General features: G+C 50.5%; 24 protein-coding genes. 15 read left to right on the top strand and 9 right to left on the bottom strand.

From position 1 onward, the window contains the following. Positions 1-4 precede the first annotated feature (4 nt). From caiB to caiT, 3 genes are all read right to left on the bottom strand, one after another. Positions 5-1210 (bottom strand): L-carnitine CoA-transferase, encoded by a 1206-nt coding sequence (gene caiB / locus U0008_RS18680; RefSeq protein WP_043489158.1) that lies wholly within the window; start codon positions 1208-1210, stop codon positions 5-7. 233 nt (positions 1211-1443) lie between these two features. Beyond that, on the bottom strand, positions 1444-2586 hold the full coding sequence (gene caiA / locus U0008_RS18685; RefSeq protein WP_025798286.1) for a crotonobetainyl-CoA dehydrogenase: 1143 nt from the start codon (positions 2584-2586) through the stop codon (positions 1444-1446). A gap of 53 nt (positions 2587-2639) precedes the next feature. After that, on the bottom strand, positions 2640-4163 hold the full coding sequence (gene caiT / locus U0008_RS18690; protein ID WP_043489156.1) for an L-carnitine/gamma-butyrobetaine antiporter: 1524 nt from the start codon (positions 4161-4163) through the stop codon (positions 2640-2642). Positions 4164-4924: 761 nt separating this feature from the next. Between caiT and U0008_RS18695 the strand changes: the two genes are divergently transcribed. The 5 genes from U0008_RS18695 (at position 4925) to U0008_RS18715 (ending at position 9757) form a co-directional block, all read left to right on the top strand. After that, the gene (locus tag U0008_RS18695; RefSeq protein WP_025798290.1) at positions 4925-5698 is read left to right on the top strand and encodes an electron transfer flavoprotein; all 774 of its coding nucleotides are present in this window, start codon (positions 4925-4927) and stop codon (positions 5696-5698) included. Positions 5699-5709: 11 nt separating this feature from the next. Then, the gene (locus U0008_RS18700) at positions 5710-6657 is read left to right on the top strand and encodes an FAD-binding protein (RefSeq protein ID WP_043489153.1); all 948 of its coding nucleotides are present in this window, start codon (positions 5710-5712) and stop codon (positions 6655-6657) included. A 60-nt stretch (positions 6658-6717) separates the two neighbouring features. Next, positions 6718-8010, top strand: a complete 1293-nt coding sequence (gene fixC, locus U0008_RS18705) for an FAD-dependent oxidoreductase FixC (protein ID WP_043489151.1) — start codon at positions 6718-6720, stop codon at positions 8008-8010. Further along, positions 8007-8327: a ferredoxin family protein gene (locus U0008_RS18710; protein ID WP_043489148.1), complete on the top strand. Its 321-nt coding sequence runs from the start codon at positions 8007-8009 to the stop codon at positions 8325-8327. The genes fixC and U0008_RS18710 overlap by 4 nt, the downstream gene beginning before the upstream one ends. Before the next feature lie 113 nt (positions 8328-8440). Then, a complete protein-coding gene (locus tag U0008_RS18715) occupies positions 8441-9757 on the top strand; it encodes an MFS transporter (RefSeq protein ID WP_043489146.1) in 1317 nt (438 codons plus the stop codon). A gap of 67 nt (positions 9758-9824) precedes the next feature. Here U0008_RS18715 and U0008_RS18720 read toward each other — a convergent pair. Continuing rightward, positions 9825-10522 (bottom strand): IS1-like element IS1A family transposase gene (locus tag U0008_RS18720; RefSeq protein ID WP_327058433.1). Its coding sequence is split into 2 segments (ribosomal slippage): positions 9825-10273 and positions 10273-10522, totalling 699 coding nucleotides; the frame shifts between segments, so codons are not numbered across the junction. Between the two features lie 64 nt (positions 10523-10586). Beyond that, positions 10587-11555 carry an acetyl esterase gene (gene aes / locus U0008_RS18725; protein WP_043489120.1) on the bottom strand — a complete coding sequence of 323 codons (969 nt, stop codon included), beginning with the start codon at positions 11553-11555 and terminating at the stop codon, positions 10587-10589. A 466-nt stretch (positions 11556-12021) separates the two neighbouring features. Here aes and caiF point away from each other — a divergent pair, with 466 nt between their 5' ends. From caiF to U0008_RS18765, 8 genes are all read left to right on the top strand, one after another. Next, positions 12022-12426, top strand: coding sequence for a carnitine metabolism transcriptional regulator CaiF (caiF, locus tag U0008_RS18730; protein WP_043489118.1), 405 nt, complete (start codon positions 12022-12024; stop codon positions 12424-12426). Positions 12427-12636: 210 nt separating this feature from the next. Continuing rightward, positions 12637-13668, top strand: a complete 1032-nt coding sequence (locus U0008_RS18735) for an ABC transporter substrate-binding protein (RefSeq protein WP_043489116.1) — start codon at positions 12637-12639, stop codon at positions 13666-13668. Further along, on the top strand, positions 13665-14657 hold the full coding sequence (locus U0008_RS18740) for a FecCD family ABC transporter permease (RefSeq protein ID WP_043489114.1): 993 nt from the start codon (positions 13665-13667) through the stop codon (positions 14655-14657). The genes U0008_RS18735 and U0008_RS18740 overlap by 4 nt, the downstream gene beginning before the upstream one ends. Continuing rightward, entirely contained in the window at positions 14654-15403 is a 750-nt protein-coding gene (locus U0008_RS18745; protein ID WP_043489112.1) for an ABC transporter ATP-binding protein, read from the top strand. The genes U0008_RS18740 and U0008_RS18745 overlap by 4 nt, the downstream gene beginning before the upstream one ends. 20 nt (positions 15404-15423) lie before the next feature. Further along, positions 15424-16245: a class I SAM-dependent methyltransferase gene (locus U0008_RS18750; RefSeq protein WP_043489110.1), complete on the top strand. Its 822-nt coding sequence runs from the start codon at positions 15424-15426 to the stop codon at positions 16243-16245. Beyond that, positions 16242-17090: a ModD protein gene (gene modD, locus U0008_RS18755; RefSeq protein ID WP_043489108.1), complete on the top strand. Its 849-nt coding sequence runs from the start codon at positions 16242-16244 to the stop codon at positions 17088-17090. The genes U0008_RS18750 and modD overlap by 4 nt, the downstream gene beginning before the upstream one ends. A gap of 96 nt (positions 17091-17186) precedes the next feature. Next, positions 17187-19166, top strand: a complete 1980-nt coding sequence (locus U0008_RS18760; protein ID WP_043489107.1) for a TonB-dependent receptor plug domain-containing protein — start codon at positions 17187-17189, stop codon at positions 19164-19166. Positions 19167-19238: 72 nt separating this feature from the next. After that, positions 19239-19883 carry an MOSC domain-containing protein gene (locus U0008_RS18765; RefSeq protein WP_051874030.1) on the top strand — a complete coding sequence of 215 codons (645 nt, stop codon included), beginning with the start codon at positions 19239-19241 and terminating at the stop codon, positions 19881-19883. Positions 19884-19933: 50 nt separating this feature from the next. Here the strand turns inward: U0008_RS18765 and U0008_RS18770 are convergent, their stop codons facing one another. Together U0008_RS18770 and U0008_RS18775 are read right to left on the bottom strand one after the other, a co-directional pair. After that, on the bottom strand, positions 19934-20851 hold the full coding sequence (locus tag U0008_RS18770; RefSeq protein ID WP_043489104.1) for an alpha/beta hydrolase: 918 nt from the start codon (positions 20849-20851) through the stop codon (positions 19934-19936). Between the two features lie 16 nt (positions 20852-20867). After that, positions 20868-21794: a LysR substrate-binding domain-containing protein gene (locus U0008_RS18775; RefSeq protein ID WP_043489102.1), complete on the bottom strand. Its 927-nt coding sequence runs from the start codon at positions 21792-21794 to the stop codon at positions 20868-20870. 98 nt (positions 21795-21892) lie between these two features. Here U0008_RS18775 and U0008_RS18780 point away from each other — a divergent pair, with 98 nt between their 5' ends. Then, positions 21893-22669: an NAD(P)H-dependent oxidoreductase gene (locus U0008_RS18780; protein ID WP_043489101.1), complete on the top strand. Its 777-nt coding sequence runs from the start codon at positions 21893-21895 to the stop codon at positions 22667-22669. 83 nt (positions 22670-22752) lie between these two features. Here the strand turns inward: U0008_RS18780 and nadS are convergent, their stop codons facing one another. Then, positions 22753-23049, bottom strand: coding sequence for a NadS family protein (gene nadS, locus U0008_RS18785; protein ID WP_043489099.1), 297 nt, complete (start codon positions 23047-23049; stop codon positions 22753-22755). A 377-nt stretch (positions 23050-23426) separates the two neighbouring features. Here nadS and U0008_RS18790 point away from each other — a divergent pair, with 377 nt between their 5' ends. Continuing rightward, positions 23427-23756, top strand: coding sequence for a hypothetical protein (locus U0008_RS18790; RefSeq protein ID WP_043489097.1), 330 nt, complete (start codon positions 23427-23429; stop codon positions 23754-23756). Positions 23757-23821: 65 nt separating this feature from the next. Here the strand turns inward: U0008_RS18790 and U0008_RS18795 are convergent, their stop codons facing one another. Continuing rightward, positions 23822-24946: a ribosomal protein uL16 3-hydroxylase gene (locus tag U0008_RS18795; protein WP_043489096.1), complete on the bottom strand. Its 1125-nt coding sequence runs from the start codon at positions 24944-24946 to the stop codon at positions 23822-23824. Between the last annotated feature and the right edge of the window lie 189 nt (positions 24947-25135).

Raw genomic sequence — 25135 nt, forward strand, 5'->3', positions numbered from 1 at the left:
GTGCCTAGTCAGCCTTGGCTAAACCTTTAGCCACCAGCGTTTCAATGTCGGCATCAGAATAACCAATACTGGCAAGAATGGCCGCGGTATCCATGCCGTGCGTTGGCATTCCACGCCAAATTTGCCCTGGGTTATTCTTAAACTTCGGCATAACATTTGGCCCTTTGTAGGTACGGCCATCGATGGTGTTCCACGTCGTGAGAGATTCACGGGCGATATACTGTGGATTGCTTTCTAATTCAGGGATGGTCAGGACTTTTGCCGAGGCAATATTGAGTTCAGCAAAGCGCGCCAGCGCCTCTTCATACGGCTTCGTCGCCAAATATTCATCCAGTTTGGCTTCAACCAGCTCACCAAACGGGCATTCAACGCGATGGATTAACTGTGTGCCGACAGGGATTTCAGGCGTGCCCAGCAGGTGCGCAATGCCCATATCCTCAAACATTCCCTGCATTTGGTTAACGCCAACCAGCTCCATCACAATGTAACCATCTTGGCATTTGTACAGACCACAGCCCGCGTAGTACGGATCTTTGCCTTTGGTCATACGTGGGCATACTTCGCCGCCGTTGAAGTAGTCCATCATGAAGTACTGCCCCATGCGCAGCATCACTTCATACATCGCCACATCAATACTTTCGCCCACGCCCGTTTGCTGCATTTTATACAACGCCGCCAGCGCCGAGGTGGTCGCCGTCAGGCCGGAGAAATAATCGGCGGTATATGGGAATGCAGGCATCGGCTGATCTTTATCACCGTTTTGGATCAGGTATCCGCTGAATGCCTGCGCAATGGTGTTGTAAGCCGCCAAATTGGTGTATTCCGGCGTGCCGTACTGACCAAAACCTGACAGGTGCACAATAATCAGCTTGGGATTTCGTTCCCAAAGCACTTCATCGCTAATACCACGACGCGCAAAGGCGGGGCCTTTACTGGCTTCAATAAATATATCGGTGGTTTCCATCAGCTTTAAGAAAGCTTCACGCCCTTCGTCTTTAAAGATATTCAGCGACAGCGCATGTAAATTACGGCGTGAAAGCTGAGGATAGTTTGGCTGAATACGGATCGTATCGCCGTAGGAGACATTTTCGATCCAAATAACTTCAGCGCCCCACTCGGCAAACATTTGCCCTGCAAAAGGGCCTGCGATTTCAATTCCAGAAAAGACCACGCGTAAACCCGCCAGCGGGCCAAATGTTGGCATAGACATAAAATATTCCTTCACAATGAGAGATGGTGTAGTCACTACAACACCGCCTTTTAACCCGAGATACCCGGGCATAGCGCACCGCGGGGCCGTTATGGAACACATCCTTGTGTTCCCCCCTACGGGCCAACGCTAAAGCGTTGTTCAACTTTGCTCCAGACAAAGTAGTCAGCGGGCAAGCCCGCTACGACCCCATCGGTACGCTCTCCCTAATATCTGACTTAATCTGTTGTCTATTACCGATACTGCTTCAGCACCGCACGACCCAGCGTTAGGATCTGCATTTCATCCGAACCACCGGACACACGATCCACGCGCAGATCGCGCCAGAAGCGGGTAATACGATGATCGCCTGCGATCCCCACGCCACCGAGTACCTGCATCGCCGAATCCACCACTTCAAAAGCGGCGTTAGCGCAGAAGTATTTGCACATTGCGGCATCGCCGGAGGTCATCAAACCGTTATCACTCTTCCATGCTGCTTCAAACAGCATGTTTTTCATTGAGTTCAGTTTGATAGCCATGTGAGCAAACTTTTCTTGGATCAGTTGGAAGCGCCCAATGGCTTCGCCAAACTGAACACGCTGGTTGGCATAACGCGCGGCGTCTTCAAAAGCACAGAATGCGGTGCCGTAGTTGGTGAGTGCGACGATAAAACGTTCGTGATCAAACTCTTCTTTCACGCGATTGAAGCCGTTACCTTCGCGTCCGAACATGTCTTTTTCTTCGAGCTCAACGTTGTCGAACAGGATCTCGCAGCAGCTATCCATGCGCAGACCTAGCTTTTCCAACTTATTGACCTTCACACCCGGCTTGCTCATATCCACAAACCATTCAGAGAAAATCGCTTTATCCGGTGAAGCCGCATCCCTCGCCATCACCACGATGTAAGGCGTATGCGCGCTGCTGGTGATGAAGCATTTGCTGCCGTTGAGATAAACTTTGCCGTTTTTACGGGTATACGATGTTTGCATGCTGCCCACGTCAGAGCCCGCGCCAGGTTCGGTAATTGCCGAGTTCCACATCTGCTTGCCGGTGCCGCGGAAAGCCATAATCTTGTCGATTTGCTCCTCCGTTCCTTCACGCAGCACCGTGTTAAATCCACCCGGCAGCTGATACAGCACATAGGTTGGCGCACCAAGGCGTCCAAGCTCCGCCCACACGGCGGCTAAGGTAACAAAGCCCGCATCCAAGCCGCCGTGCTCTTCTGGCAACAGCAGGCTATCAATGCCCATATCGGCCAGTTCTTTGACGAACCGCTCTGGATATTCGCTGTTACGGTCACATTCCGCGAAGTACGCTTCCCAGTTTTCTTGCGCCATCAGGTCGCGGATACCGGAAACAAATAACTCTTGTTCGTCAGACAGTGCAAAATTCATAAATCAGGCCTCTTGGTGGTTAATATCGTTCGAATTCAAACAGGGTAAAACGCTTAGTATTTCCAGTGCGTAGCCTTGGCATCTTTTAAGAAAGATATGGTTATCAGTATGTTGACGAAGAAAAGCGGACATCCTCCGGCAATGATCGCGGTTTGAATCGGTTTCAGCCCACCGAGCGCCAGCAGAATGATGCCGATAACGCCTACCAGCACAGACCAGCCAACGCGAACCCAAATCGGCGGTTCGTCATAGCCGTTTGCGCCCTTACAGGTCGACATGGCCAGCGTGTAGGAACAGGCGTTAATGAGCGTAACGGTGGCGAGGAAGCACAGAATAAAGAACGCCCACATCGTGACGGTGCTGAGCGGCAACGTGGCCCAGGTTTCAATGATGGCGCGCGCCACCCCGTGTTGTTCGATGATCTGCGGGATGTTGATTTTGCCGTTATTGATCAGGGAGAGCGTATTGCTGCCCAAGATGGTCCACAGCAACCACGTTGAAGCCGTTAACCCACCAACCATTCCCAAGCAGAGCTGGCGCACGGTACGGCCCTTAGAAATACGCGCTAAGAAGATGCACATCTGGATGCCGTAAACGATCCACCATGCCCAATAGAACACCGTCCACGCCTGCGGGAATCCACTCTTACCTACGGCATCGGTGTAGAACAGCATACGAGTAAAGTTAGAGAGCAGAATGCCAACAGAATCAGTGAAATAGTTGATGGTGAAGCTGCTCGCGCCGATGATGAATACCCACGCAAGTAGGATCAGGCTGAGATAGTTTCGAACGTCGCTAGCCACCTTAACCCCGCGCTGCAAGCCAAAGGCAACGCACACGGCGTTAAACACCACCCAACAAGAGATAATCAGCGCATCCAGCTCTAACGTGTGCGGCACCCCAAACAGATACTGAATACATTCGGTCACCAGCGGTGTTGCAAGCCCAAGGCTGGTTCCCATTGCCAAAATCAGCGCCACCAAATACAGGTTGTCGATGATGGTGCCAATAATTCCGTTGCATCGCTTTTCCCCAAAAAGCGGTACCAGCGTTCCGCTTGGACGCACCACGTCGATTTTCTTCACATACAGGAAGTAGCCGAACGCCACGGCGAGGAAGCTGTAGGTCGCCCACGGCAAAGGCCCCCAGTGAAACAGGCTATAAGCTAAACCAAGATCTTTGGCCGGATTTGAAAATGGCGTTAAGCCAAACGGCGGAGAAGAAACGTAGTAGTAGATCTCAATCGATCCCCAAAACAGCACGGCGGCTGAGGTACAGGAGGCGAACATCATGAAGATCCAGCTTACGGTACTGAACTCCGGCGCTTCTTCGCCGAGACGACGCTGGGCAAAAGGGCCAAAGATCAGCCAGAACCAGCCGACAAACATCACGACCATATACCACTCAAACGCCCATCCCCACTGCGTTGTGATGTAGTTGAATACCGAATTAATCACGATATTAGAGGCGTTCAGATCACGGATAGTTAAATAACAAAGTAGTGCGACAATTATCAATGACGGGAAAAAAACCTTCGGTTCTATCCCTATTTTCCGTTTGCTCGTTTCTGTCTTCATTTACACATTTCCCTCATGGAAAGGAGTTCCTTGCCATAACAACTTGAGATGCAATATTCAGAATAAACGTCAGAATTTCTGTCATGAAAAGACAGAACACCAACACTAATTTTGCAGGTAAATTTTCAATTAATGGTGGATCTAGTTATTACGAGTTATTTAGCTTGCCAAAAATATCTGTTAAAACTTCGGCTAATAATAGTTAAAGGTATCTGATTGAATGTGTGAAGCCTTTACCGTTTAACGCCGAGATATAATGAGATTTGGCTGTTCAATAATCCGTGATCTTAATCAAACTATTTTCTGACACCCAACACATGCCCAAGCGCCTCGAATGAGGAACACAAATTAAATCCTTTAAAATCATCAAAATAACAAAATCAAAACATTATCCACAAAGGTTTTTCGCCCCTAAGTCGTTCAATATTGGTGATCTAGGTATTATTTTGGTCTGGTGAATCATGGTATTTCTATTAGCGTGATAACAAGGCACGAATAACAACTTACAGGGATACCTTTATTAGATATTAATTAATTTACTCCATTCTTTATTTTAGTGATTTTAATTACACCACTAATAGCGTTTAAATCGGCTATGGCGTACACACATTTATATATATAGCGAACCTTCGCTTTCGTTATTTTTATTTATCTTTGCCTAGCGTTTCTCGCTGCAGAAATAATTACACCTGTCATTACGGGCATCGTCTTATGTACAGGGTATTACGGATATTGTATTGCCTATCGAAATCGGAGAAGTGATGAAAATTATTGCATGTTACAAACTCATCCCCGAGGAGCAGGATATCACCGTCAATAGTGATGGCTCTCTGAATCTCAGCAAAGCGGATGCCAAAATTAGCCAATTCGATCTCAACGCTATCGAAGCGGCTATCGGCTTGAAATCGCTCAATGACACCATCCAGATTACGGCGATGAGCGTGGGGGGCGAAGCGCTGTCCAACGCCAAAGGCCGCAAAGACGTGCTGTCTCGCGGCCCCGATGAGTTAGTTGTCGTTTCCAGCGCAGGTTTGGAGAAGATGCTTCCTCACCAAACGTCTGCCCTGCTGGCGGCCGCTGCGCGAAAAACCGGTTTTGATTTAATTCTTTGTGGTGACGGCTCAGCCGATCTTTATGCACAGCAGGTTGGATTACTGCTCGGCGAGGCGCTAGGCGTCGCCTCCATCAACGGGGTGAGCCGGATCGTATCCCTCAGTGACGACAGCATTCAGGTTGAACGCACGCTAGAAGACGAAGTTGAAACCTTAACCATTCCGCTGCCTGCGGTGATTTCGGTATCCACTGACATCAATACGCCTCAAATCCCCTCCATGAAAGCCATTCTCGGCGCGGCTAAAAAGCCGGTAACCGCGTGGCAGCCAGCCGATCTGGAACTGCCAGAGATCACGCCATACACCGAGTTGCTGAGCGTACAGGCTCCACAGCAGAAAGCGCGTGGGCGGGTCATTATCGAAGGCGATAGCGACGATCAAATTTCAGAATTCGCAGAGCACCTGCGCAAAGTCATTAGCTAATTGGGGGCAATATGAGCAAGTTTGCAACAGTATGGGTGTTCAGTGACACCCACTCACATCTACCCGAGCTGATTGGCGGTGCACGCGAGCTGGGTGAAATTATTCACGTCATCAGCCACAGCGCTGAGCAATCAGCTTTGGCTTTCCGTCTCGGCGCTAACGCCGTTTACCATATTGGCGAACAGCCCGCCGATCGCATCATTGAAGATTATGCCGATACTCTGGCTCAGGCGATCAAGACGCATAGTCATAGCTCGCGCGCTTTATTGCTGCTGCCCGCAACCCGTCGCGGCAAAACGCTGGCAGCGCGCTTAGGCGCTCGCCTAAACGCTGGGGTAGTTAACGATGCCGCGGAGCTAAGCCTCGAAGACGGATACCCGGTTGCCACGCACATGGTTTACGGCGGTTTAGCCTTCGGCAAAGAGAAAATCACCACCGACTACGCCGTCATCACGCTCGCCAGCGGCGTATTCCCTGCGGTGTCAGAAGACAGTGCCTTAGTAGGCAATGCCGAAACGCTGGCCTTTATCCCACCAGCCCATGCAATTTCCTGCGTATCACGTCGAGCCAAGCAAGGCGAAAGCGTCGATCTTGGCAAAGCACGTTTGGTGGTGAGCGTTGGGCGCGGCATCGGTTCACAGGAAAACATCGCCATTGCGGCGGCGTTAAGCAATGCCATTGGCGCAGAGCTGGGATGCTCGCGTCCGGTCGCCGAAAACGAAAAATGGATGGATCGTGAACGCTACGTGGGCATTTCAGGAATCATGATCAAACCAGAACTCTATCTGGCGCTGGGGATTTCTGGCCAGATCCAGCACATGGTCGGCGCCAACGGTGCGCAGATCCTGATGGCCATCAACAAAGATAAAAACGCCCCGATCTTCCAATACGCGGATTACGGGATCGTCGGCGATCTGATGAAGATCGTCCCTGCTCTGACAGAAAAACTAAAACGATAAAATATCGACGGAGCACGGATTAGCCAATGGCTTCCGTGCTCCATCGAATTTGGAGAGCCTATGTCTGAAGATGTCTTTGACGCCATTATTGTTGGCGCGGGCCTGTCTGGCTGCGTTGCGGCGCTAGTGCTTGCCCGAGAAGGCGCTAACGTATTGGTTATCGAGCGCGGTAACCATGCGGGAGCCAAAAACGTCACCGGTGGTCGCCTGTATGGGCACAGCTTAGAACGCATCATTCCCGATTTTGCGGCCCATGCGCCCGTTGAGCGCCGCATTACCCGCGAAAAAATATCGTTTCTTACCGACGACAGCGCAGTCACGTTGGATTATCACCATGCCAATGCGGCCGAACCGGCGCAGGATTCCTATTCGGTTTTGCGCAGTAAATTCGATCCTTGGTTGATGGAACAGGCTGAAGCCGCCGGTGCGCAATTCGTTCCTGGGATCCGCGTAGATAAACTGATTGAGCGCGATGGCAAAGTGATCGGCGTTGAAGCCGATGGCGATATTTTAGAAGCCAACGTGGTGATCCTCGCTGAAGGCGTTAACGCGCTGTTGGCCGAACAGCTGGGCATGGTGCAGAAACAGGTTTCTGCCAAGCATGTGGCCGTTGGGGTAAAAGAGCTGATTGAACTGCCGCGTGAACTGCTCGAAGCGCGCTTTAGCCTAACGGAAAATGAAGGCGCCGCCTGGCTGTTTGCCGGAACGCCGTCTAACGGCCTGATGGGCGGTGGCTTTCTGTATACCAACGGTGATTCATTGTCTTTAGGCATCGTTGTTGGCCTCAGCCATATTGCCGATGCGGGAAAATCAGTACCGCAAATGCTAGAGGATTTCAAACAGCATCCAACCGTTCGTCCATTAATCGCCGGTGGCAAAACCGTGGAATACGCCGCCCACGTAGTGCCTGAAGCCGGAATTAATATGCAGCCCAAATTGGTGGGTAACGGCGTGCTTATCGCCGGTGATGCCGCAGGCATGTGCATGAATCTGGGATTCACTATCCGTGGAATGGATATGGCGATTGCCTCTGGTGAAGCGGCCGCACGCGCCGTGCTGCAAGCCAAAGAGGCCAATAATTTCAGCGAGCAGGGATTGAACGGTTATCTCACGTTGCTAGAAGAATTGCCGGTTATGAAGGATTTACGCCACTACCGCAAAGTCCCCGCCATGCTGGAAAATCCGCGCATGTTTACCCAATACCCACAGATGGTCGCCGACATCATGGCGAATGTGTTCACCGTCAACGGCCAGCCGCCGCAGCCAATCCGCAAAATGGTGATGCGTCACTGCAAGAAAATTGGCTATCTCAACCTGTTGAAAGACGGCATTAAAGGAGTGACCGCGCTATGACCGAATCCGTCAAACCCGCCAATTCCCCCGTCAATGAGCCCGTTAACGTTGATGTGAAATTAGGCATTAACAAGTTCCACGTTGATGAAGGGCATCCGCATATCATCATTCGCGAAAACCCTGATATGGCGGCGTTTCATACCCTCACGCTGGCCTGTCCGGCGGGGCTATACAAGCTCCAGCCGGATGGAACTATCCGCTTTGATTACGCGGGCTGCCTAGAATGCGGCACCTGCCGGATCCTATGCCGTGATTCCGTTTTAGATGAGTGGAACTACCCGCGTGGCACCTTTGGCGTTGAATATCGCTACGGCTAAAAAACGATATTCTGGCCTGCCCGTCTCTGTCACTTTTTTTACCCACTATAGCCACTTAGCTCTGCGATAAATGCCAGAGCTAAGCAGCTATCAGGCTGATTAAAACCACCATTATGGAAAAATCCAAAAGGTTTGATGACATCAGTTTTACCCCGATCCACCGCAAAATTATGCTGTGGGGAAGCGGTGGCCCTTTTCTCGATGGCTACGTGCTGGTCATCATCGGTATTGCACTCGAACAGCTGACTCCCGTGTTACAGCTCGACGCTCGCTGGGTGGGGTTAGTCGGGATCGCAACGCTGGTTGGGCTGTTTATCGGTACATCATTGTTTGGCTACATCGCCGATGTGCTTGGCCGCCGGTTGATGTTTCTGATTGATATTATTGCCATCGGTGTTATCTCTGCCGCGACCATGTTTGTGACATCGCCGCTGGAGCTGGTGATCCTGCGTTTTCTGATAGGTATTGTGATCGGCGCAGATTACCCCATTGCCACCTCGATGATTGCCGAATTTTCTACCACGCGTCAGCGCGCTTTCACCATGGGGTTTATCGCCGCGATGTGGTACATCGGTGCAACCGCCGCCGACGTTGTGGGCTATCTGTTATATGACGTCGAAAACGGCTGGCGCTGGATGTTGGGCAGCGCGGTTATTCCCTGTATTATCATTTTGTTAGGACGTTTTGAACTGCCCGAGTCTCCTCGCTGGCTAATTCGTAAAGGGCGTGTTGAAGAGTGCCGTGCGCTGATGTTTAAGCTGTTTGGCGAACACGTGGTATTCGATGACGAAGCCCCACAGGAAACGCGTTATAGCCAGATTTTCACCCGCAGGCACCTAACATCGATTTTGTTTGTCGCCATTATTTGGACGTGTCAGGTGATACCGATGTTTGGCATCTATACCTTCGGCCCACAAATTATCAGCCTGCTGGGGCTCAACGAAGGCAAAGAGGCCGTGCTCGGCAACGTGGTGATTAGCCTGTTCTTTTTGATTGGCTGCTTGCCAGCGATGTATTGGCTCAACAGCATCGGGCGCCGTCCGTTGTTAATTGGCAGCTTTGCCATTATGACGCTCGCGTTAGCGGTGTTAGGAATTGTTCCCGACCCTAGTATTACGCTGATTGTGTCAGCCTTTGCGCTTTATGCATTTTTCTCAGGCGGCCCCGGCATTTTACAATGGCTCTATCCAAACGAACTTTTCCCTACTCACATTCGCGCTTCCGCCGTGGGCGCAGCGATGTCGCTCAGCCGGATTGGCACCGTGGTGTCAACCTATGCGCTTCCGCTGTTTATGCAACAGCATGGGATCGCAATGACGATGCTGGCCGGTGCGGGGATCTCGCTTTTTGGCATGGTCGTATCCATATTTTTAGCGCCCGAAACACGCAATTTATCGCTGGATAAAACCAGCCAGATGGATCTGTATTAAAAATACTGGCGGGCAATCTCATCGACTGCCCGCTTTTTAATTGCCTATTTTTGGTAATGACTCCAACTTATTGATAGTGTTTTATGTTCAGATAATGCCCGATGACTTTGTCATGCAGCTCCACCGATTTTGAGAACGACAGCGACTTCCGTCCCAGCCGTGCCAGGTGCTGCCTCAGATTCAGGTTATGCCGCTCAATTCGCTGCGTATATCGCTTGCTGATTACGTGCAGCTTTCCCTTCAGGCGGGATTCATACAGCGGCCAGCCATCCGTCATCCATATCACCACGTCAAAGGGTGACAGCAGGCTCATAAGACGCCCCAGCGTCGCCATAGTGCGTTCACCGAATACGTGCGCAACAACCGTCTTCCGGAGCCTGTCATACGCGTAAAACAGCCAGCGCTGGCGCGATTTAGCCCCGACATAGCCCCACTGTTCGTCCATTTCCGCGCAGACGATGACGTCACTGCCCGGCTGTATGCGCGAGGTTACCGACTGCGGCCTGAGTTTTTTAAGTGACGTAAAATCGTGTTGAGGCCAACGCCCATAATGCGGGCAGTTGCCCGGCATCCAACGCCATTCATGGCCATATCAATGATTTTCTGGTGCGTACCGGGTTGAGAAGCGGTGTAAGTGAACTGCAGTTGCCATGTTTTACGGCAGTGAGAGCAGAGATAGCTCTGATGTCCGGCGGTGCTTTTGCCGTTACGCACCACCCCGTCAGTAGCTGAACAGGAGGGACAGCTGATAGAAACAGAAGCCACTGGAGCACCTCAAAAACACCATCATACACTAAATCAGTAAGTTGGCAGCATCACCCTATTTTTGTCATGCTTCAAGCTGCTCGCAAAAATAGCGGGCGCCGTCGCGCAATGCCCGATCGGCACTTTCCATCATGCGCGAATAATGCAAAAACGCATGCAGAGTACCGGGATACATTTTATAGCGGCAAGGTTGTTGATGTTCAGAAAGCGTGCGATGCAGCGCAATACTGTCGTCAACCAGCGGATCAAATTCTGCGGTGGCAATAAAACAGGCGGGTATGTTATGGCTAAGATCGTTATTAAACAGACAGTAATAAGGTGACTCTTTATCGTGTTCATTAGCCAAATAGGCGTGCTGATAAAATTCAATATCGGGCCCGGTTAAACCGTCCCAGACTCCGCCGTATAATCGACGGCTGGCAGAATCCTGTAATCCATAAAGTCCGTAATAAAGCAGAACGCCTTTAACATGACCACAGTCTATCTCGCGATCGCGCAGCCATAACGCCGTTGCTAGCGCCAACATTGCACCGGCAGAATCTCCGGCAAAACCAATTGACTGCATATTGAGTTGATAGTCCGCTGCACGCTGAGAAAAATAGCGACATACCGCAACCGTCTCTTCGATAGCCTGCGGAAAATGTGCTTCAGGCGAAAGCGTATAGTCAACGCCAATCACGGCGCATCCGGTGTAATCGGCTAATAAACGCATAATACGGTCGTGAGTATCAAGATTACCGACAATAAAACCACCGCCGTGTAAATAAAAGATCGTTGCCGCCGTTTCACGCTGTGGATAATATATTCTTACGCTGATTTCTCCGTAAGAAGTAGCTATCTTTTCATGTAGGGTCTTAAGCATTTTAGGCCCCTCCTCATTCCAATACTTTCGCTCCTCAATATAAGTTTGTCTAATCGTTGAATTATCAGCATCCGCTGCGATTGGTTTTGCATTTTCATACTGAACACGCAATACATCACGCATCTCTGCTGATATTTTATCAGGGACATTAATTTTATTGATTGGATTCATTACACAATCTCATTAGCTATTTAATTCATTATAAAAATAGAGCTAACGCCACATGGCATTAAGAAACAAAAAGCATGATAAACCAGATAGCTATGACGTCATCAGCAAGCAAAAAGCGCGCCAATACGCATAGTTTTTTGCTTATTCTGGTGATATCAAATTAATTATGTTGTTTATTATTTTAAATCAAAAAATTCGCTTTTATAAACATATTCTCAATCACAAAAATAAATTAACACCATACAGCAATAAAACATTATCACTACAATAAAACAACAATAATTGCGGTTACAATCCTTCGCAACAAATCAAATAAAATACATAGCGAAGGCGTCATTAGATAGGTATATTCAGATCAAACCATGATTATAAATGTGAATATGATCGCATATATTTGAGCCCATCCATTTATATGGTAAACAAATGCTAATCTGATAAAAAATTGCTTTAATTTAAAGGTGAGCCTATGTGTAGAGAATACGTACCAGAGCCTTTGTATTTGTCCGTGGCGCGTTGGGCAATGCAACAACAACGTTGGATAAGCTCGCGAGAGATTGCCGAGCAGTTTGATCTCACGCCGTGCAAAGCCATCAACCTTGTCTCTTATATCCTTTCTGCCGTTGATGAGATTGACTGCCAAACCAAAACCGTTCCAAATCAGCTAGAAGGCAGAGGCTGTCAGTGTCAGCGCATGATCCAAGTGGATCATATCGACGATCACATTGCCGAACGAATTAAAAACGCGGTTAACGTTGATGGCGAAGAAAATGACTCAGAATCAATGCCTAGAATGCTGATTCCGGTTCCTCCTTCAGAGCTGAATCAGGAGCAGAGGTGGAAATGGATGCTGTCTAAATCACAAAGAAAGTAGAAATGAACCGTTAAAGGGAGGTCTACTACCTCCCTTTCCCTAATGTTTTTGTGACTCAAAGCCAACCACTCCAGTCTTCCTTTTCTCATTTTTGTTAAGCCACCGCCTAGATCACACCTCTTCGCTTTACCTAATCCCATAGCTTGACTATGGGTTTTTGCCAATTCATTATATAAATAATTATATAACGAAAAAACTTCTGGTTATGACATGGATATCACCCGTCGTAAGCTGATTGGGTATTTGCTTTCTGGCGCTGCTTTATCGGTCAGCCCTTTTGCTACCCACGCCGCTGACGCCCTTTTAGTCCCTTTCGGTACTTTGCCACCGCCACAAAAAGCACATCGCGTATTGAGCGCGGGGGCTCCCGCCGATCTCTTATTGCTCGCGCTAGCGCCCGAGATGCTGCTGGGATTATCCTCGTTTGATTTCTCAGTTTCCGGCAGTGAGTTTCTTTCCGATACCATTCGAAAACTGCCAAAGTTAGGGCGTCTATCTGGCCGTGCAAGTACGCTTTCCCTCGAAAAGATAGTGTCGCTGGCTCCTGACATCATTATTGATTGTGGCAGCGCCGATGAAACCTTCCGCTCCCTTGCGCAGCGAACCGCAGCACAGACTGGCGTGCCCTACGTCTTAGTGGATGGGAAATTGCGGGATTCGGCCAGCCAACTGCGTCAGGTTGGCGCGCTGTTAGGGGTTTCATCAAGAGCAGAGAAGCAGGCTCAGTTGGCAGAGCGTTTCTTGCAAGATGCCGAACGTTTTGCGCAACTGAGCAGTAATCCTCCTCGTTTTTATTCCGCACGCGGTGCCACAGGGTTGGAGACGGGCTTGCAGGGATCTCTGCATACGGAAGCCGCAGAGCAGTTAGGGCTAATCAACGTGGCTAGCGAACCGTCGCAGCATGGTTTAGCTCAGGTGTCTTTCGAGCAACTATTGCTGTGGGAGCCCGACATTATTCTGACTCAGGATGCCAACACCTATCGCTACATCACTCAGAATGGGCTATGGAAAAACCTTCAGGCGGTGCGTAAAGGTCAGGTTTTGTGTTATTCCGGCTTGCCTTTTGGTTGGCTCGATTCACCACCGGGTATTAATCGCCTGCTAGGGATGCGCCGACTACAGGCGCATTTTGATGGCAAGATTCAGGCAAACTGGATGGATGACCTCCAGCAGTTTTTCCGGCTGTTCTACCATTCGGATTTAAACCAAACCCAACTCCAGCGCTTGTTGGAGGCTGGATGAATCTGACCAAAAATCTGGCTCTTTTTTCCAGCGGTATTCTGATTGCCATTCTATTGGCGCTTTTGGTTGGCAAATATCCACTCACGCCCACTGAGCTGTTAGATCTGTTGGTGCATTCAGACACGACGCAGGCGGATCCGCGCGTTGCTATCGTGTTCTGGCAAATACGCCTGCCGCGTATTTTAGCTGCTCTAATGATTGGCGCCGCGCTTTCGGCAGCCGGAGCGGCTTATCAAGGAATGTTCCGTAATCCACTGGTTTCACCCGACATTCTGGGAGTATCCGCTGGGGCAGGAATGGGCGCGTGCGTGGCGATGTGGCTTGGTTTGCCTATCGTTATCGTTCAGCTGTTGGCTTTTGTTGGCGGTATGCTGGCCGTAGCGCTCACCTGTCTGATTGCCTCGATGGCAAAACGCCACGATCCGGTGCTCTCTCTGGTTCTGGTTGGCATTGCCATCGGCACCCTGTGTGGCGCAGTCATTTCGCTGATAAAAATCTTGGCCGATCCCTACACTCAGCTCCCTTCGATCACCTTCTGGTTATTAGGCGGCCTTTCTACCATCACTCATGACGATCTCTACAGCAGTATCCCCGTTTTATTGTTGGGCATGCTGCCGCTTTTGCTGCTGCGTTGGCGTATGAATCTACTGAGCTTGCCTGATGATGAAGCCAAAACCATGGGCGTTAATGTTAAGCGCCTGCGGCTGATCTTTATCATTTGCGCGACGTTGATCACGGCAAGCGCGGTATCGGTCGCCGGTATCATTGGCTGGATTGGCTTAGTGGTTCCGCATATCTGCCGCTTAGTCACCGGCGATAACTATCAGCGTTTATTTCCAGCCTCCATGCTGGGCGGGGGGCTACTTCTCTTACTCACGGATACCTTGGCCCGTAGCCTATTCACCATCGAGCTGCCTTTGGGGATCCTCACGGCGCTGATCGGCGCTCCCTTTTTCCTGATGCTGTTACTTCGCGGAGGCCGCGGATGAGCATGGTGTCATTTAGCCACGTGGCCTTGGGATATCGCGATCGCCCCATTTTGCAGAATATTAATTTTGCCATCCAACGCGGGGAAATCTGTTGTCTGCTGGGCGCTAACGGCTGTGGGAAAACCACGCTAATGCGGACGCTGCTTGGGCTATTACCCGTGCTCAAGGGCGATATTACCTTGGCAGGAAAACCGTTGCAGGATTGGTCATCGGCTAAGCTTGCACAGCAGGTTGCTTATGTTCCTCAGGCTCACAGTGGCCCTTTTTCTTACAGCGTACTGGATATGGTGAGCATGGGCCGCAGCGCTCATCTGGGCTTATTTTCCTCCCCTCATCAACGCGATCACCAGCTCGCCAGAGATGCACTGGATGCTCTTGGTATTCTTCACTTGGAACAACGCAGCTTTCCAACGCTCAGCGGCGGCGAACGGCAGCTGGTATTAATCGCCCGCGCGCTAGTACAACAGCCAACGCTTTTAGTGATGGATGAACCGGCAGCCAGCTTGGATTTTGGCCATCAGATAACCCTGCTTAAGCGTATTCGCCAGCTAAAAACGGCTGGGATCACGCTGTTGATGTCTACCCATCATCCCATGCACGCCAAAGCGGTGGCCGATACCATCGTGACCCTCAGCCCACAGAACGGGGCATTACAGGGAACGCCAAAAGCGATGCTTAATAGCGCTTCATTGTCTCAGCTGTATCACGTCAGTGAAGAGGAAATCGAAGCACATCTGGGAATATGAAAACTAAAAAAGGAACTCACATGCTGATTGATGAAATCGACTTTTCTGCACTCTACCAACAACAGTTAGCGCTAGCGCAACGCACTGAAAAAGCACCAGAACATTGGGATAAGCGCGCTGAGAAAATGGCCGTAATCTGCGCCAACCCGCAAGATGCTTATTTGGTTCAGCTCATTGCTAAAATGGATTTTTCCAATGCGGAAACCTTGCTAGATATGGGCTGTGGTCCCGGTTCGGTGTGCCTCAATGTGGCACACAAACTCAGCCATGTTTACGGCGTGGATTACAGCAAGGGGATGCTTGAGGTTGCGGCCAAACGCGCACAGGCCATGCAGCTCGATAACGTCACGCTACTTCGCCGAGCTTGGGAGGATGATTGGAGCGATCTTCCGCAGTGCGATATCGCCGTTGCCTCGCGCTCAACGCTGGTCGGTGATTTACGCTCGGCCATGCAAAAACTTCATCAGCAAGCACGGCTGCGCGTTTACACCACCCACACCGTCAGCCCTTCGTTCGTCAATGCCGAAGTACAGCGGGTTATCGGTCGCCCCGTCATCGAACTGCCAAACTATATCTACGCGGTTAACGTCTTGTACCAGATGGGCATTCATGCCCGCGTTGATTTCATCACCGGGCCAAACTGTCAGGGAAATACGGATACTTTCGAGCGTTTTTATGAAAGCACCAGTTGGTCGTTGGGCACGCTAAATGATGAAGAACAGCAGCGCCTTTTCGATTATTACACCCACCAGCAAAAACACGGATTAACCATTGCTTCGCCAACTCGTGATTGGGCGCTAGTTTCTTGGGAGAAAAAAACGTCACCGCAGGGGGCGCTATGATTTTCATCCCTGATGCGCAGCTCGATCAGTGGCTGATGGATGACATACAAGGTGGAGATCTAACGACACGCGCGCTGAACATCGGTGCGCGTAAAGGATCAATGCGCTTTCACCATCGGCAAGGCGGCTGTATCAGCGGCATCGACACTGCTCGCCGTATGCTTTTACGGCTGGGATTAGAGGTTGAGCAGCACCTCCACGACGGCGAGATCGCCGAGGCAGACGCATGTTTGCTCACCGCCCAAGGCCGCGCCGATGCGTTGCATCAGGGCTGGAAAGCCGTCCAGAACCTGTTGGAGTGGAGCTGTGGCGTATCTGATTATGTCTATCAAATGCGTCAGGTCCTACAGCGTTATTCACCACAGGGAAAAATTGCCTGCACGCGTAAAACTATTCCAGGCACCCACTTACTCGCCATGCAAGCCGTAATCGCCGCAGGTGGCATTATTCATCGTGCGGGCTGCGGCGAAACTATTTTGCTGTTCACCAACCATCGACGATTTTGCCCCTCCCCCGATAACTGGCAGAGCATCATTGCGACCTTACGCCAGCAGGCGCCGGAAAAAACCATCATCGTCGAAGCCGATACCGTGGATGAAGCCAAGCAGGCGCTATTGGGCATGCCCGATATTGTGCAACTCGATAAATTCTCACCCGATGACATTGTCGCGCTCAAAGCCTATGCACAGAGATTTTCGCCTCACTGCCGACTGTCCTTAGCGGGTGGAATTACTCTCGCGACCATTGATAAATTTGCGCAAACCGGCATTTCACTGCTGGTCACTTCTGCGCCTTATTACGCGCCACCGGCAGACATCAAAGTTCGGCTTGGCGCCTCTGACTAAATAACACAGCGTTCCACATTGGCAGGCTAATGACAGCCTGCCAATCGACACCATAAGCGTTATATAAAAATAAACATATCGATCCTGGGGATAATGATGAAAATGAGAAAAACAACTTTATGTACGGCAATAACTCTATGCATGTCAGGCGGCATTGCCATGGACGTTCAGGCTGCCGATGACGATGATGTCATGACCGTTTGGAGTAGTCCGGTGGCAAACACCAGCGAGATCCTCACACAAGACACCATCACCAAACTCGATAAGCGCAACGTCGCCGATGCTCTCAGCGTGGTTCCCGGCGTATCCTTGCAAAAATCGGGCGGACGTAACGAATTACAGGTTCGCGTTCGTGGGTTCGATAACCGACAGGTTCCCGTTTTTTATGATGGCGTCCCAATCTACGTTCCCTATGACGGCAATTTGGATTTAGGTCGCTTCCTTACGTCAAATTTGGCTTCGTTGGAAGTCTCGAAAGGCTACACCTCTCTGCTGCAAGGCCCCAACCAAATGGGGGGCTCAATCAACCTCACCACGACAAAACCAAAAAAAGATTTAGAAGGCAACATTAGCTACCGTCAAGGATGGGCGCGCGGCAAAGACAATGCTTTTGACACCAACGCCTCGCTGGGTATGAAAGGCGATTTAGGCTATCTACAGATCAGCGGCAGCGAGCTAAAACAACGATTTGTAGGCTTGCCAGACAGCGTAGATAACCGCACCGCAGGCACCGACGGCAAGCGCACTAATTCAAAATCTGACGATAAACGTGGAATTGTGAAGCTCGGTTTTACCCCACGCGAAAATGATGAATACACCTTTACCTATATCAAACAGGATGGTGAAAAAGAGAACCCACCGTATGCCGGAACCAGCGATCAAAAACCGAAATATTGGCAGTGGCCGGAATACGATAAAGAAAGTTATTACTATCAGGGAACCACCAAGCTCGGCGATATCTTTACCCTTAAAAGCCGAGCCTATCGAGATACCTTTAAAAACACCCTGCTGATGTACAACTCACTGAGCGATCTGAAAAATAAAAAAGGCAGCTACAGACACTATGACGATTACACCGATGGCGCAGGCCTCCAGCTATCGGCCGATATGCGCGAGCGTGACCAGCTTTCGTTCGCCGCTCATTGGAAAGAAGACGTTCACCGCGAGCAGGGATATCGCAATGCACCTTACGATCGTTACAAAGATCGCACATGGTCGCTCTCTAGCGAATACCAATGGGCAGTCGACGATCAGTGGGACGTTGTGGCAGGGATAAGCTACGACTGGCGAGACAGCCTTGAAGGGATGAAGCACGAAAAAGACGGCTCGATTACCCACTACGACAGCAATAATCAAAACGCCTTCAACTGGCAGGCCATGACGAAATATCACTTCGACAACCGTGATGATATTGCGCTCTCGGTCTCCGATCGCAGCCGTTTCCCTACGCTGAAAGAGCGCTACACCACATCTCGCCCCGCGTTCGGACAGGTGGCCTTGGTCAATCCAAACCTCAAAGCCGAGCGCGCTCGCAGTATCGACCTCACCTATACCGGCTATCTCAGCGAAGATTGGGGGTATGAAGCGAGCGTTTATTACAACCGCATTAGCGACGCCATTCTCACGCAAAACATCGATGCCAATACGGTACAAAACCGCAATAGCGGACGCGTTGACTACACCGGCCTCGATTTAGGTGTTAACGGACTGATTCTGAACGAAGTAAAAGTGGGCCTCAGCTACAGCCTGATTCATAGCGATGTTAAGGACAAAGACGTTGGTAAAGTGACCGGACTACCGACTCAAACGGTCATGGGCTGGGTTACTTATACGCCATGGCAGCCGCTTAGCCTTACCCTTTCTGAAGAAGCCCGTTCTTCAAGCTATAGCAACAGCGATGGCAGCCAAAAAGCGGGCGGATTTGCCGTAACCAATGTACGGGCAGATTACGAGATTGCGAAAGGCCTCAGCGTTAACGCCTCGGTGAATAACGTGTTCGATACCGCTTATGCTTATACCGAAGGTTTCGTCGAAGAAGGACGTAACTACTGGGCGGGCATCGAATATAAATTCTAAGTAATCCCCCCGTATAAGCGGGGGATTTAACGATGTTTATATCCAACACGATGATGGATATAGGAGTAATAAATGAACACTCAGCAACCGCTCGCCACTCTCGATGTGATTTTATGCAACCAGCGCCAAGCCGATGGAGCACAGCTAAAAAAACCGGCTAACGGGCGCGTTTATGTAGGCACCCACGGAATTGAAACCGAAGCGGGACACCAAGAGCATTTTGATGATCCTGAATGCGCCGTCATGAACTATGCGCTTGAGCATTATGATTTTTGGCGCTCACACTATCCGGCTCAGGCTGAGCTATTTAAAACCCCCGGAATTTTTGGCGAGAACTTTGCCACCCGCGGGATCACCGAACACACCATCTGCATTGGCGATACCTTTAGCATTGGCACAGCACGGCTACAAATATCTTGGGGAAGAGTGGCCTGTAACACCATGGCTGGTCGCTTAAATGACCCAAACGCGCCGGAGCTTATGCATCAGCAATCACGCAACGGCTGGTTCTATCGTGTTCTACAGCCGGGGGAAGTTCAGGCCGGTAATGCCATCATGCTGGTTGAGCGCCCTCATGCCGATTGGCCGCTGAGCCGCGTGCAAAATATCATCTTCAACCCCAACGCATCTGCCAGCGATCTGGACGCGCTGAGCAAGCTTGATTTACTGGCCGCAATCTGGAAAAACGAAGCTAAAGCAAGATTAGACAACCGGTAAGCCGCGTCGCGCAGCGGTACAGACTTGTGCAGTACCGCTGTTCGATTTGGCTAAAAGCGCTCAGTTTGAAGCTGAGCGGCAATATCACTCATCACATTGCGCCCCGTTTGGCTAACGCCACCGAGCTGGAAAAATCCGTGGATCACGCCAAGATAGCGTTGCGCACTACAGCTCACGCCCTGCTCGGTAAGACGTGCGAACAGCGCCTCGCCTTCATCGCATAGCGGATCGTATTCCGCGGTGATAATGTGCGTTGGCGGCAGGCCGGAGAAATCACTGCGCCACAGCGGGCTGACTTCAGGATGCTTAAGATCGATCTCTGAGAAATAAGCCTCATAGCCGCTGATCAGCGTGTCGCGGGTAATAATATAGTCGTCGCCGTTGCGCTGATAGCTATCAAAAGAGGCCGTCGCATCCAGCATCGGGTAAATCAGCAAGAGCTTATGCGGCAACCAACGGCTCTCATCGCGCAGACGCAGCGCCGTGATTAACGCAATATGCCCGCCCGCGCTGTCGCCCGCCAACGTGATTTGCTCGCGATCCACACCTAAAAAATCAGCGTGCTGCCACGCAAGCATTGCCGCATGATGCGCATCATCGTGCGCCGCAGGATAGACGTGCTCCGGTGCCAAGCGATATTGCATGGCAATCACTCGGCATCCGCTGTGATAAGCCAGTTGCCGCAGCTGCTTTTCATGCGTGGCAAAACCACCGCTGACAAAACAGCCGCCGTGGTAATAAATCACCGTAGGCCTATTTCCATGCGCTCCCTGTGGGGAAATCACGCGCAGCGTCATCCCTTCAAGACTCACGTCGCGCACATCCACGCGCATCTCTTTTTCGCCCGCCAATATCGTGCTGGCCACATACCCCGCTCGCCGCTCGGCAACGGTTTGACGACGCGGCGATGGCCGTCCTGCCGCAATAAAATCGTTCACCAGTTCAGCGATTGCAGGTTCTAAAGGCATATCTATATCCTTGATATTATTGATTCTGAGCCGTGATGAGTGCGGCACTCTGTACCTGTTCGACGATAAAATCTCGCAGCCAGCGGTGAGCAGGATCGCGATGAGATCGCTCATGCCACAGCATCGACATTTCATATCCAGCAATGGGCATCGGCGGCTCAATATATTGCAGTTCGGGACTAGCGATGGCTAAGCGCAAAGGCAGCATCGCCACTAAATCCGTGCTCGCAAGCACCGACTTCACAAACAGAAAATGCGGCACCGACAGCACCACTCGGCGCGTAAGCCCCGCCTGCGCTAAAGCCTCATCGGTCACACCGCAAAAACCACCGCCGCTGGGCGACACAATAACATGCTCTAAATCGCAAAACTGCGCAGGGGTTAGAGCCTGTGACAGCTGTGGATGCTTTCGCCGCCCAGCCAGCACATAACGTTCAGAAAAGAGCTTTTTTAGATGCAGTTCCGGTGCGGCTTCATCGCTTACGTGAAAGGCAATATCGATTTCGCCCTGCTCAAGCTGTTTAGCAATTTTAGCGGGCGCCAGTTCAATGACCGATAACCGCGTATTGGGCGCCACGGCGCGTAAGCCGATTAAAACCGGCAAAACAACCGTGGACTCACCGTAGTCGGCGGCAGAAACCGTCCAATCATTTTGCGCCGTTGCGGGCTCAAACGGTTTGGTCGGCGCAACAACACCTTCTAATGCATTCAATGCCTGCCGCAGCGGTTCGCGCAGTGCCTCAGCTTTCGCCGTTGGCAACATGCCTCGTGGCCCCGGCAGCAACAAAGGATCGTCAAAAATATCGCGCAGTTTAGACAGATGCACGCTGATTGAAGGCTGAGAAAAATTAAGCTTTTCAGCAACACGCGTCACATTGTGCTCGGTCAGCAACGCATCGAGCGTCACCAACAAGTTCAGATCCAGCCGACGAAGATTACTCATAGTAATACCTGAGATATCAGAAATTCATTTCTCATGAATATGACAAAATTCTACCCTGCTATCTCTTTATTTTTGAGATAACGACTGAGATAGCCACAATGAAAGTACTTCTTGTTTATGCCCATCCCGAACCTAAATCACTGAACGGTTCATTAAAAAACTTTACCATCCAACACCTGCAAAATGCGGGGCATGAAGTACAGATTTCAGACTTATACGCTATGGACTGGAAAGCAGCGTTAGACGCAAATGACAGCAAAAATCGACTTGATGAGACCTATTTCGATGCTTCTCTCGACTCACAGCACGCGTTTAAAAACGGCCTACAAAGCGATGATATTGCCCTTGAACAGAGCAAGCTACTGTGGGCTGATACGGTTATTTTCCAGTTCCCACTGTGGTGGTTTTCTATGCCCGCCATCATGAAAGGCTGGGTGGAGCGCGTATACGCCTATGGTTTTGCCTATGGCGTGGGCGAACATAATGATAGCCATTGGGGCGACCGCTACGGCGAAGGCACACTGGCAGGCAAACGCGCTATGCTGATGGTCACCGCCGGTGGCTGGCAGCCACATTACAGCGCACGCGGTATTAATGGCCCAATCGACGATATTTTGTTCCCTATCCACCACGGTATCTTGCACTACCCGGGATTCGACGTACTACCGCCATTTGTGATTTACCACACCAGCAAAGTTAACCCAGACAGCTATGCAACAATCTGTGAAAAATTAGGCCAGCGCCTCGATACTTTATGGAGCACAACGCCCATCGCTTTCCGCCAGCAAAACGGCGGTGATTACACGATCCCAGAACTAACGCTGAAACCCGATATCGCCCCCGAATTAACCGGCTTTGCGGCGCATATTAAATAACGGTAGAGATGACTAAGGGCTGCGGGGGATGCGGCCCTTGAAGGGATTAATTATCCATTTGGCGTTCGAAGGCTTGATGAAACCTAAATAGCTCTCAGTGTTTCAACTACTTTCGGATTTCTTTCTATTAGACATAGCATTCTTAGCGCTATACCACTCGGCACTCGGCGATTTAGCTCCCAGCTTTGTATCGTTGCTGAGCTAGCACCAATCATTTTTGCAAACTCAGCCTGATTCAGGCCGATACTTTTGCGAATTGATTTCACATCAGGGATCGCGTGACGGTGTACATTTTCTGGATTTACTGCCGTCTCACCCTTTTCGATAGCAACCATTTCATTAATGCTGCTAAGCAAATCATTAAACAATTTTTTTTCCATAAATGAGCTCTCCTTATAGGCAGCTATTATGAGCCACTTTGCTTAGGCTTTTCTCCTCGTTTCTTGCGAACACGATTCCATATTTAACTACAACTGCCTGTAAATCCATCCAGCCTATTTCATTGGCAAAATCTCAGGCATATATTCATCTGGCTGCGGCAAAATCCGTAGCCGGAGTTAGCGTTCCGAGACTTACACTGTGGTGTTATGTGATAATGCCGCACGCTTTGATTCACCCTAAATTATGGTGGCTCAGGCAGGGGCTTCGAGAGAAGCACCGGACCGTGTAAGCCGGTGACGCTAACCCTGTCTGAGCTGCCACCCAAGTTTAGCGTCTTAAGTGGCTATCTAATTCTTACTTACACGAGACACAAACGATGACTGACACTTTTTCTCAAACTACAATCCACGACAACTCCATCACCGTTTTCCGTTCCCTGATTTCCGATCTGTCATTCGAACCGTTAATCGACACGCAGCTGTACGATCTCAGCGGAATTGCCGCCGAATCAGCTGAAGGACTGTGTCATGGATTATTGTATTTGAGTGAATCACTAGAAAGTGGAAACCAAATTCCCCAAGAAAGTCTCGGGCAGATTGGCGCATGGCTGAAAGCCTCTGCACACGTGATTCCAGTGATGTTCGAACTGTATGAACAGGCCAACAACCGCCTATTTCAAATGAAAAATGCGGATAGTGCTGAATAGCAGATAGAAAAAAGGGATAGCCATCGCTATCCCTTTTAGAATGATTTGAGTATCAATGAAAACGATTAATACTCATCAAAATACCAATAGCCCTGATTCACTAAATCAGTCAGCTCAGCCACAAAGGCCGGATTGTTCAGCGCATCACCCAGCTCTTTTTTGCCTACGCTGGTGTAACGACACAGCGCATCGGCGGCTTTTGGTTCAACCGCTTTCATTGGTTCGCTGTTAACAAAGAAGCTATCGCCAATGTTCAGCACGCGCAGACCGCTTAAGCGGGTTAAAACTTCGTCGCCCAGCAGCGCATCAAGAATTTCATCAGGTTCATAAGCCGGTTCCGCAGGCGCAATATCCAGTTCATGACGCGGCGTAGTCGCAAAACGACCCAGCCACTGTTTGAAATCTTCCGGCTGGTTCAGCATCTCGATCATCATCCCGCGCAGGCGGTCAACTTCATAATCTTCAATGCGACCCACGTGATCGCGGCAGGTCAAATCAGGATCGCTGTAGTGCTCGCCACCCAGATCGTTTTCCAACGCATAGTCAGCAAAGCTGCTGATTAAATCTCTGCCGTTTGGTCCACGGAAGCCAACGGAGTAGTTCATCGCGGTTTCATGGGTGAAACCATCGTGCGGGAAGCCCGGTGGAATATACAAAATATCGCCCGGCTCGAGATCTTCATCGATGATCGGTTCGAACGGATCAACGTGCAACAGCGCTGGATGTGGACAGAACTGACGCATCGGCAATTTATCGCCCACGCGCCAACGACGGCTGCCCATACCTTGAATGATAAAGACATCGTACTGATCGATATGTGGTCCAACGCCGCCGCCCGGCACGGAGAAGGAGATCATCAGATCGTCTAAACGCCAGTCCGGCAACACACGGAACGGACGTACCAGCTCGGCAGATGGCGCATGCCAGTGGTTAACGGCCTGAGCCAGTAACGACCAGCCGGTTTCGCCCAAGCCATCAAAATCTTCGAAAGGCCCGTTGCTGGCCTGCCACTCACCGTTTTTATGGCTAACCAAACGGCTATCGACTTCCGGCTCCATCGCCAAACCCGCCAGCTCATCCGGCGTGATAGGATCAACAAAGTTCGGGAAGGCATTTTTTAATACAACTGGCTGTTTTTGCCAGTATTTTTCAAGAAATTCGGGCCAGTTAAGATTGAGTTGATAAGCCATGCTTTCACACCAGTGAGAAGAAAAACGGGCTCGATTATAAAGAAGCTAAGCGTGGGGCTGCCTTGTCATTGGTCAAGGATAATGTTGAATAAGTCGAGAGGGGAAATCAGTTAAGCGTTGCTTAACTGATCGCATAACGAAAAACGGCGCGCCACACACAGATATGGCACGCCGATAACGTCAGTTTTT

The organism is Hafnia alvei (genome assembly GCF_034424155.1).
Lineage (GTDB): Bacteria > Pseudomonadota > Gammaproteobacteria > Enterobacterales > Enterobacteriaceae > Hafnia > Hafnia alvei.

Coding starts and splice junctions, on each gene's coding strand:
- aes (WP_043489120.1), bottom strand. CDS start 11,555: ATGAATCCAATCAATAAAATTAATGTCCCTGATAAAATATCAGCAGAG.
- U0008_RS18795 (WP_043489096.1), bottom strand. CDS start 24,946: ATGGCTTATCAACTCAATCTTAACTGGCCCGAATTTCTTGAAAAATAC.
- caiT (WP_043489156.1), bottom strand. CDS start 4,163: ATGAAGACAGAAACGAGCAAACGGAAAATAGGGATAGAACCGAAGGTT.
- U0008_RS18750 (WP_043489110.1), top strand. CDS start 15,424: ATGCTGATTGATGAAATCGACTTTTCTGCACTCTACCAACAACAGTTA.
- U0008_RS18710 (WP_043489148.1), top strand. CDS start 8,007: ATGACCGAATCCGTCAAACCCGCCAATTCCCCCGTCAATGAGCCCGTT.
- caiA (WP_025798286.1), bottom strand. CDS start 2,586: ATGAATTTTGCACTGTCTGACGAACAAGAGTTATTTGTTTCCGGTATC.
- modD (WP_043489108.1), top strand. CDS start 16,242: ATGATTTTCATCCCTGATGCGCAGCTCGATCAGTGGCTGATGGATGAC.
- U0008_RS18760 (WP_043489107.1), top strand. CDS start 17,187: ATGAAAATGAGAAAAACAACTTTATGTACGGCAATAACTCTATGCATG.
- U0008_RS18770 (WP_043489104.1), bottom strand. CDS start 20,851: ATGCCTTTAGAACCTGCAATCGCTGAACTGGTGAACGATTTTATTGCG.
- U0008_RS18700 (WP_043489153.1), top strand. CDS start 5,710: ATGAGCAAGTTTGCAACAGTATGGGTGTTCAGTGACACCCACTCACAT.
- U0008_RS18695 (WP_025798290.1), top strand. CDS start 4,925: ATGAAAATTATTGCATGTTACAAACTCATCCCCGAGGAGCAGGATATC.
- nadS (WP_043489099.1), bottom strand. CDS start 23,049: ATGGAAAAAAAATTGTTTAATGATTTGCTTAGCAGCATTAATGAAATG.
- U0008_RS18790 (WP_043489097.1), top strand. CDS start 23,427: ATGACTGACACTTTTTCTCAAACTACAATCCACGACAACTCCATCACC.
- U0008_RS18765 (WP_051874030.1), top strand. CDS start 19,239: ATGAACACTCAGCAACCGCTCGCCACTCTCGATGTGATTTTATGCAAC.
- U0008_RS18780 (WP_043489101.1), top strand. CDS start 21,893: ATGAAAGTACTTCTTGTTTATGCCCATCCCGAACCTAAATCACTGAAC.
- U0008_RS18745 (WP_043489112.1), top strand. CDS start 14,654: ATGAGCATGGTGTCATTTAGCCACGTGGCCTTGGGATATCGCGATCGC.
- U0008_RS18775 (WP_043489102.1), bottom strand. CDS start 21,794: ATGAGTAATCTTCGTCGGCTGGATCTGAACTTGTTGGTGACGCTCGAT.
- U0008_RS18715 (WP_043489146.1), top strand. CDS start 8,441: ATGGAAAAATCCAAAAGGTTTGATGACATCAGTTTTACCCCGATCCAC.
- fixC (WP_043489151.1), top strand. CDS start 6,718: ATGTCTGAAGATGTCTTTGACGCCATTATTGTTGGCGCGGGCCTGTCT.
- caiB (WP_043489158.1), bottom strand. CDS start 1,210: ATGTCTATGCCAACATTTGGCCCGCTGGCGGGTTTACGCGTGGTCTTT.
- U0008_RS18735 (WP_043489116.1), top strand. CDS start 12,637: ATGGATATCACCCGTCGTAAGCTGATTGGGTATTTGCTTTCTGGCGCT.
- U0008_RS18740 (WP_043489114.1), top strand. CDS start 13,665: ATGAATCTGACCAAAAATCTGGCTCTTTTTTCCAGCGGTATTCTGATT.
- caiF (WP_043489118.1), top strand. CDS start 12,022: ATGTGTAGAGAATACGTACCAGAGCCTTTGTATTTGTCCGTGGCGCGT.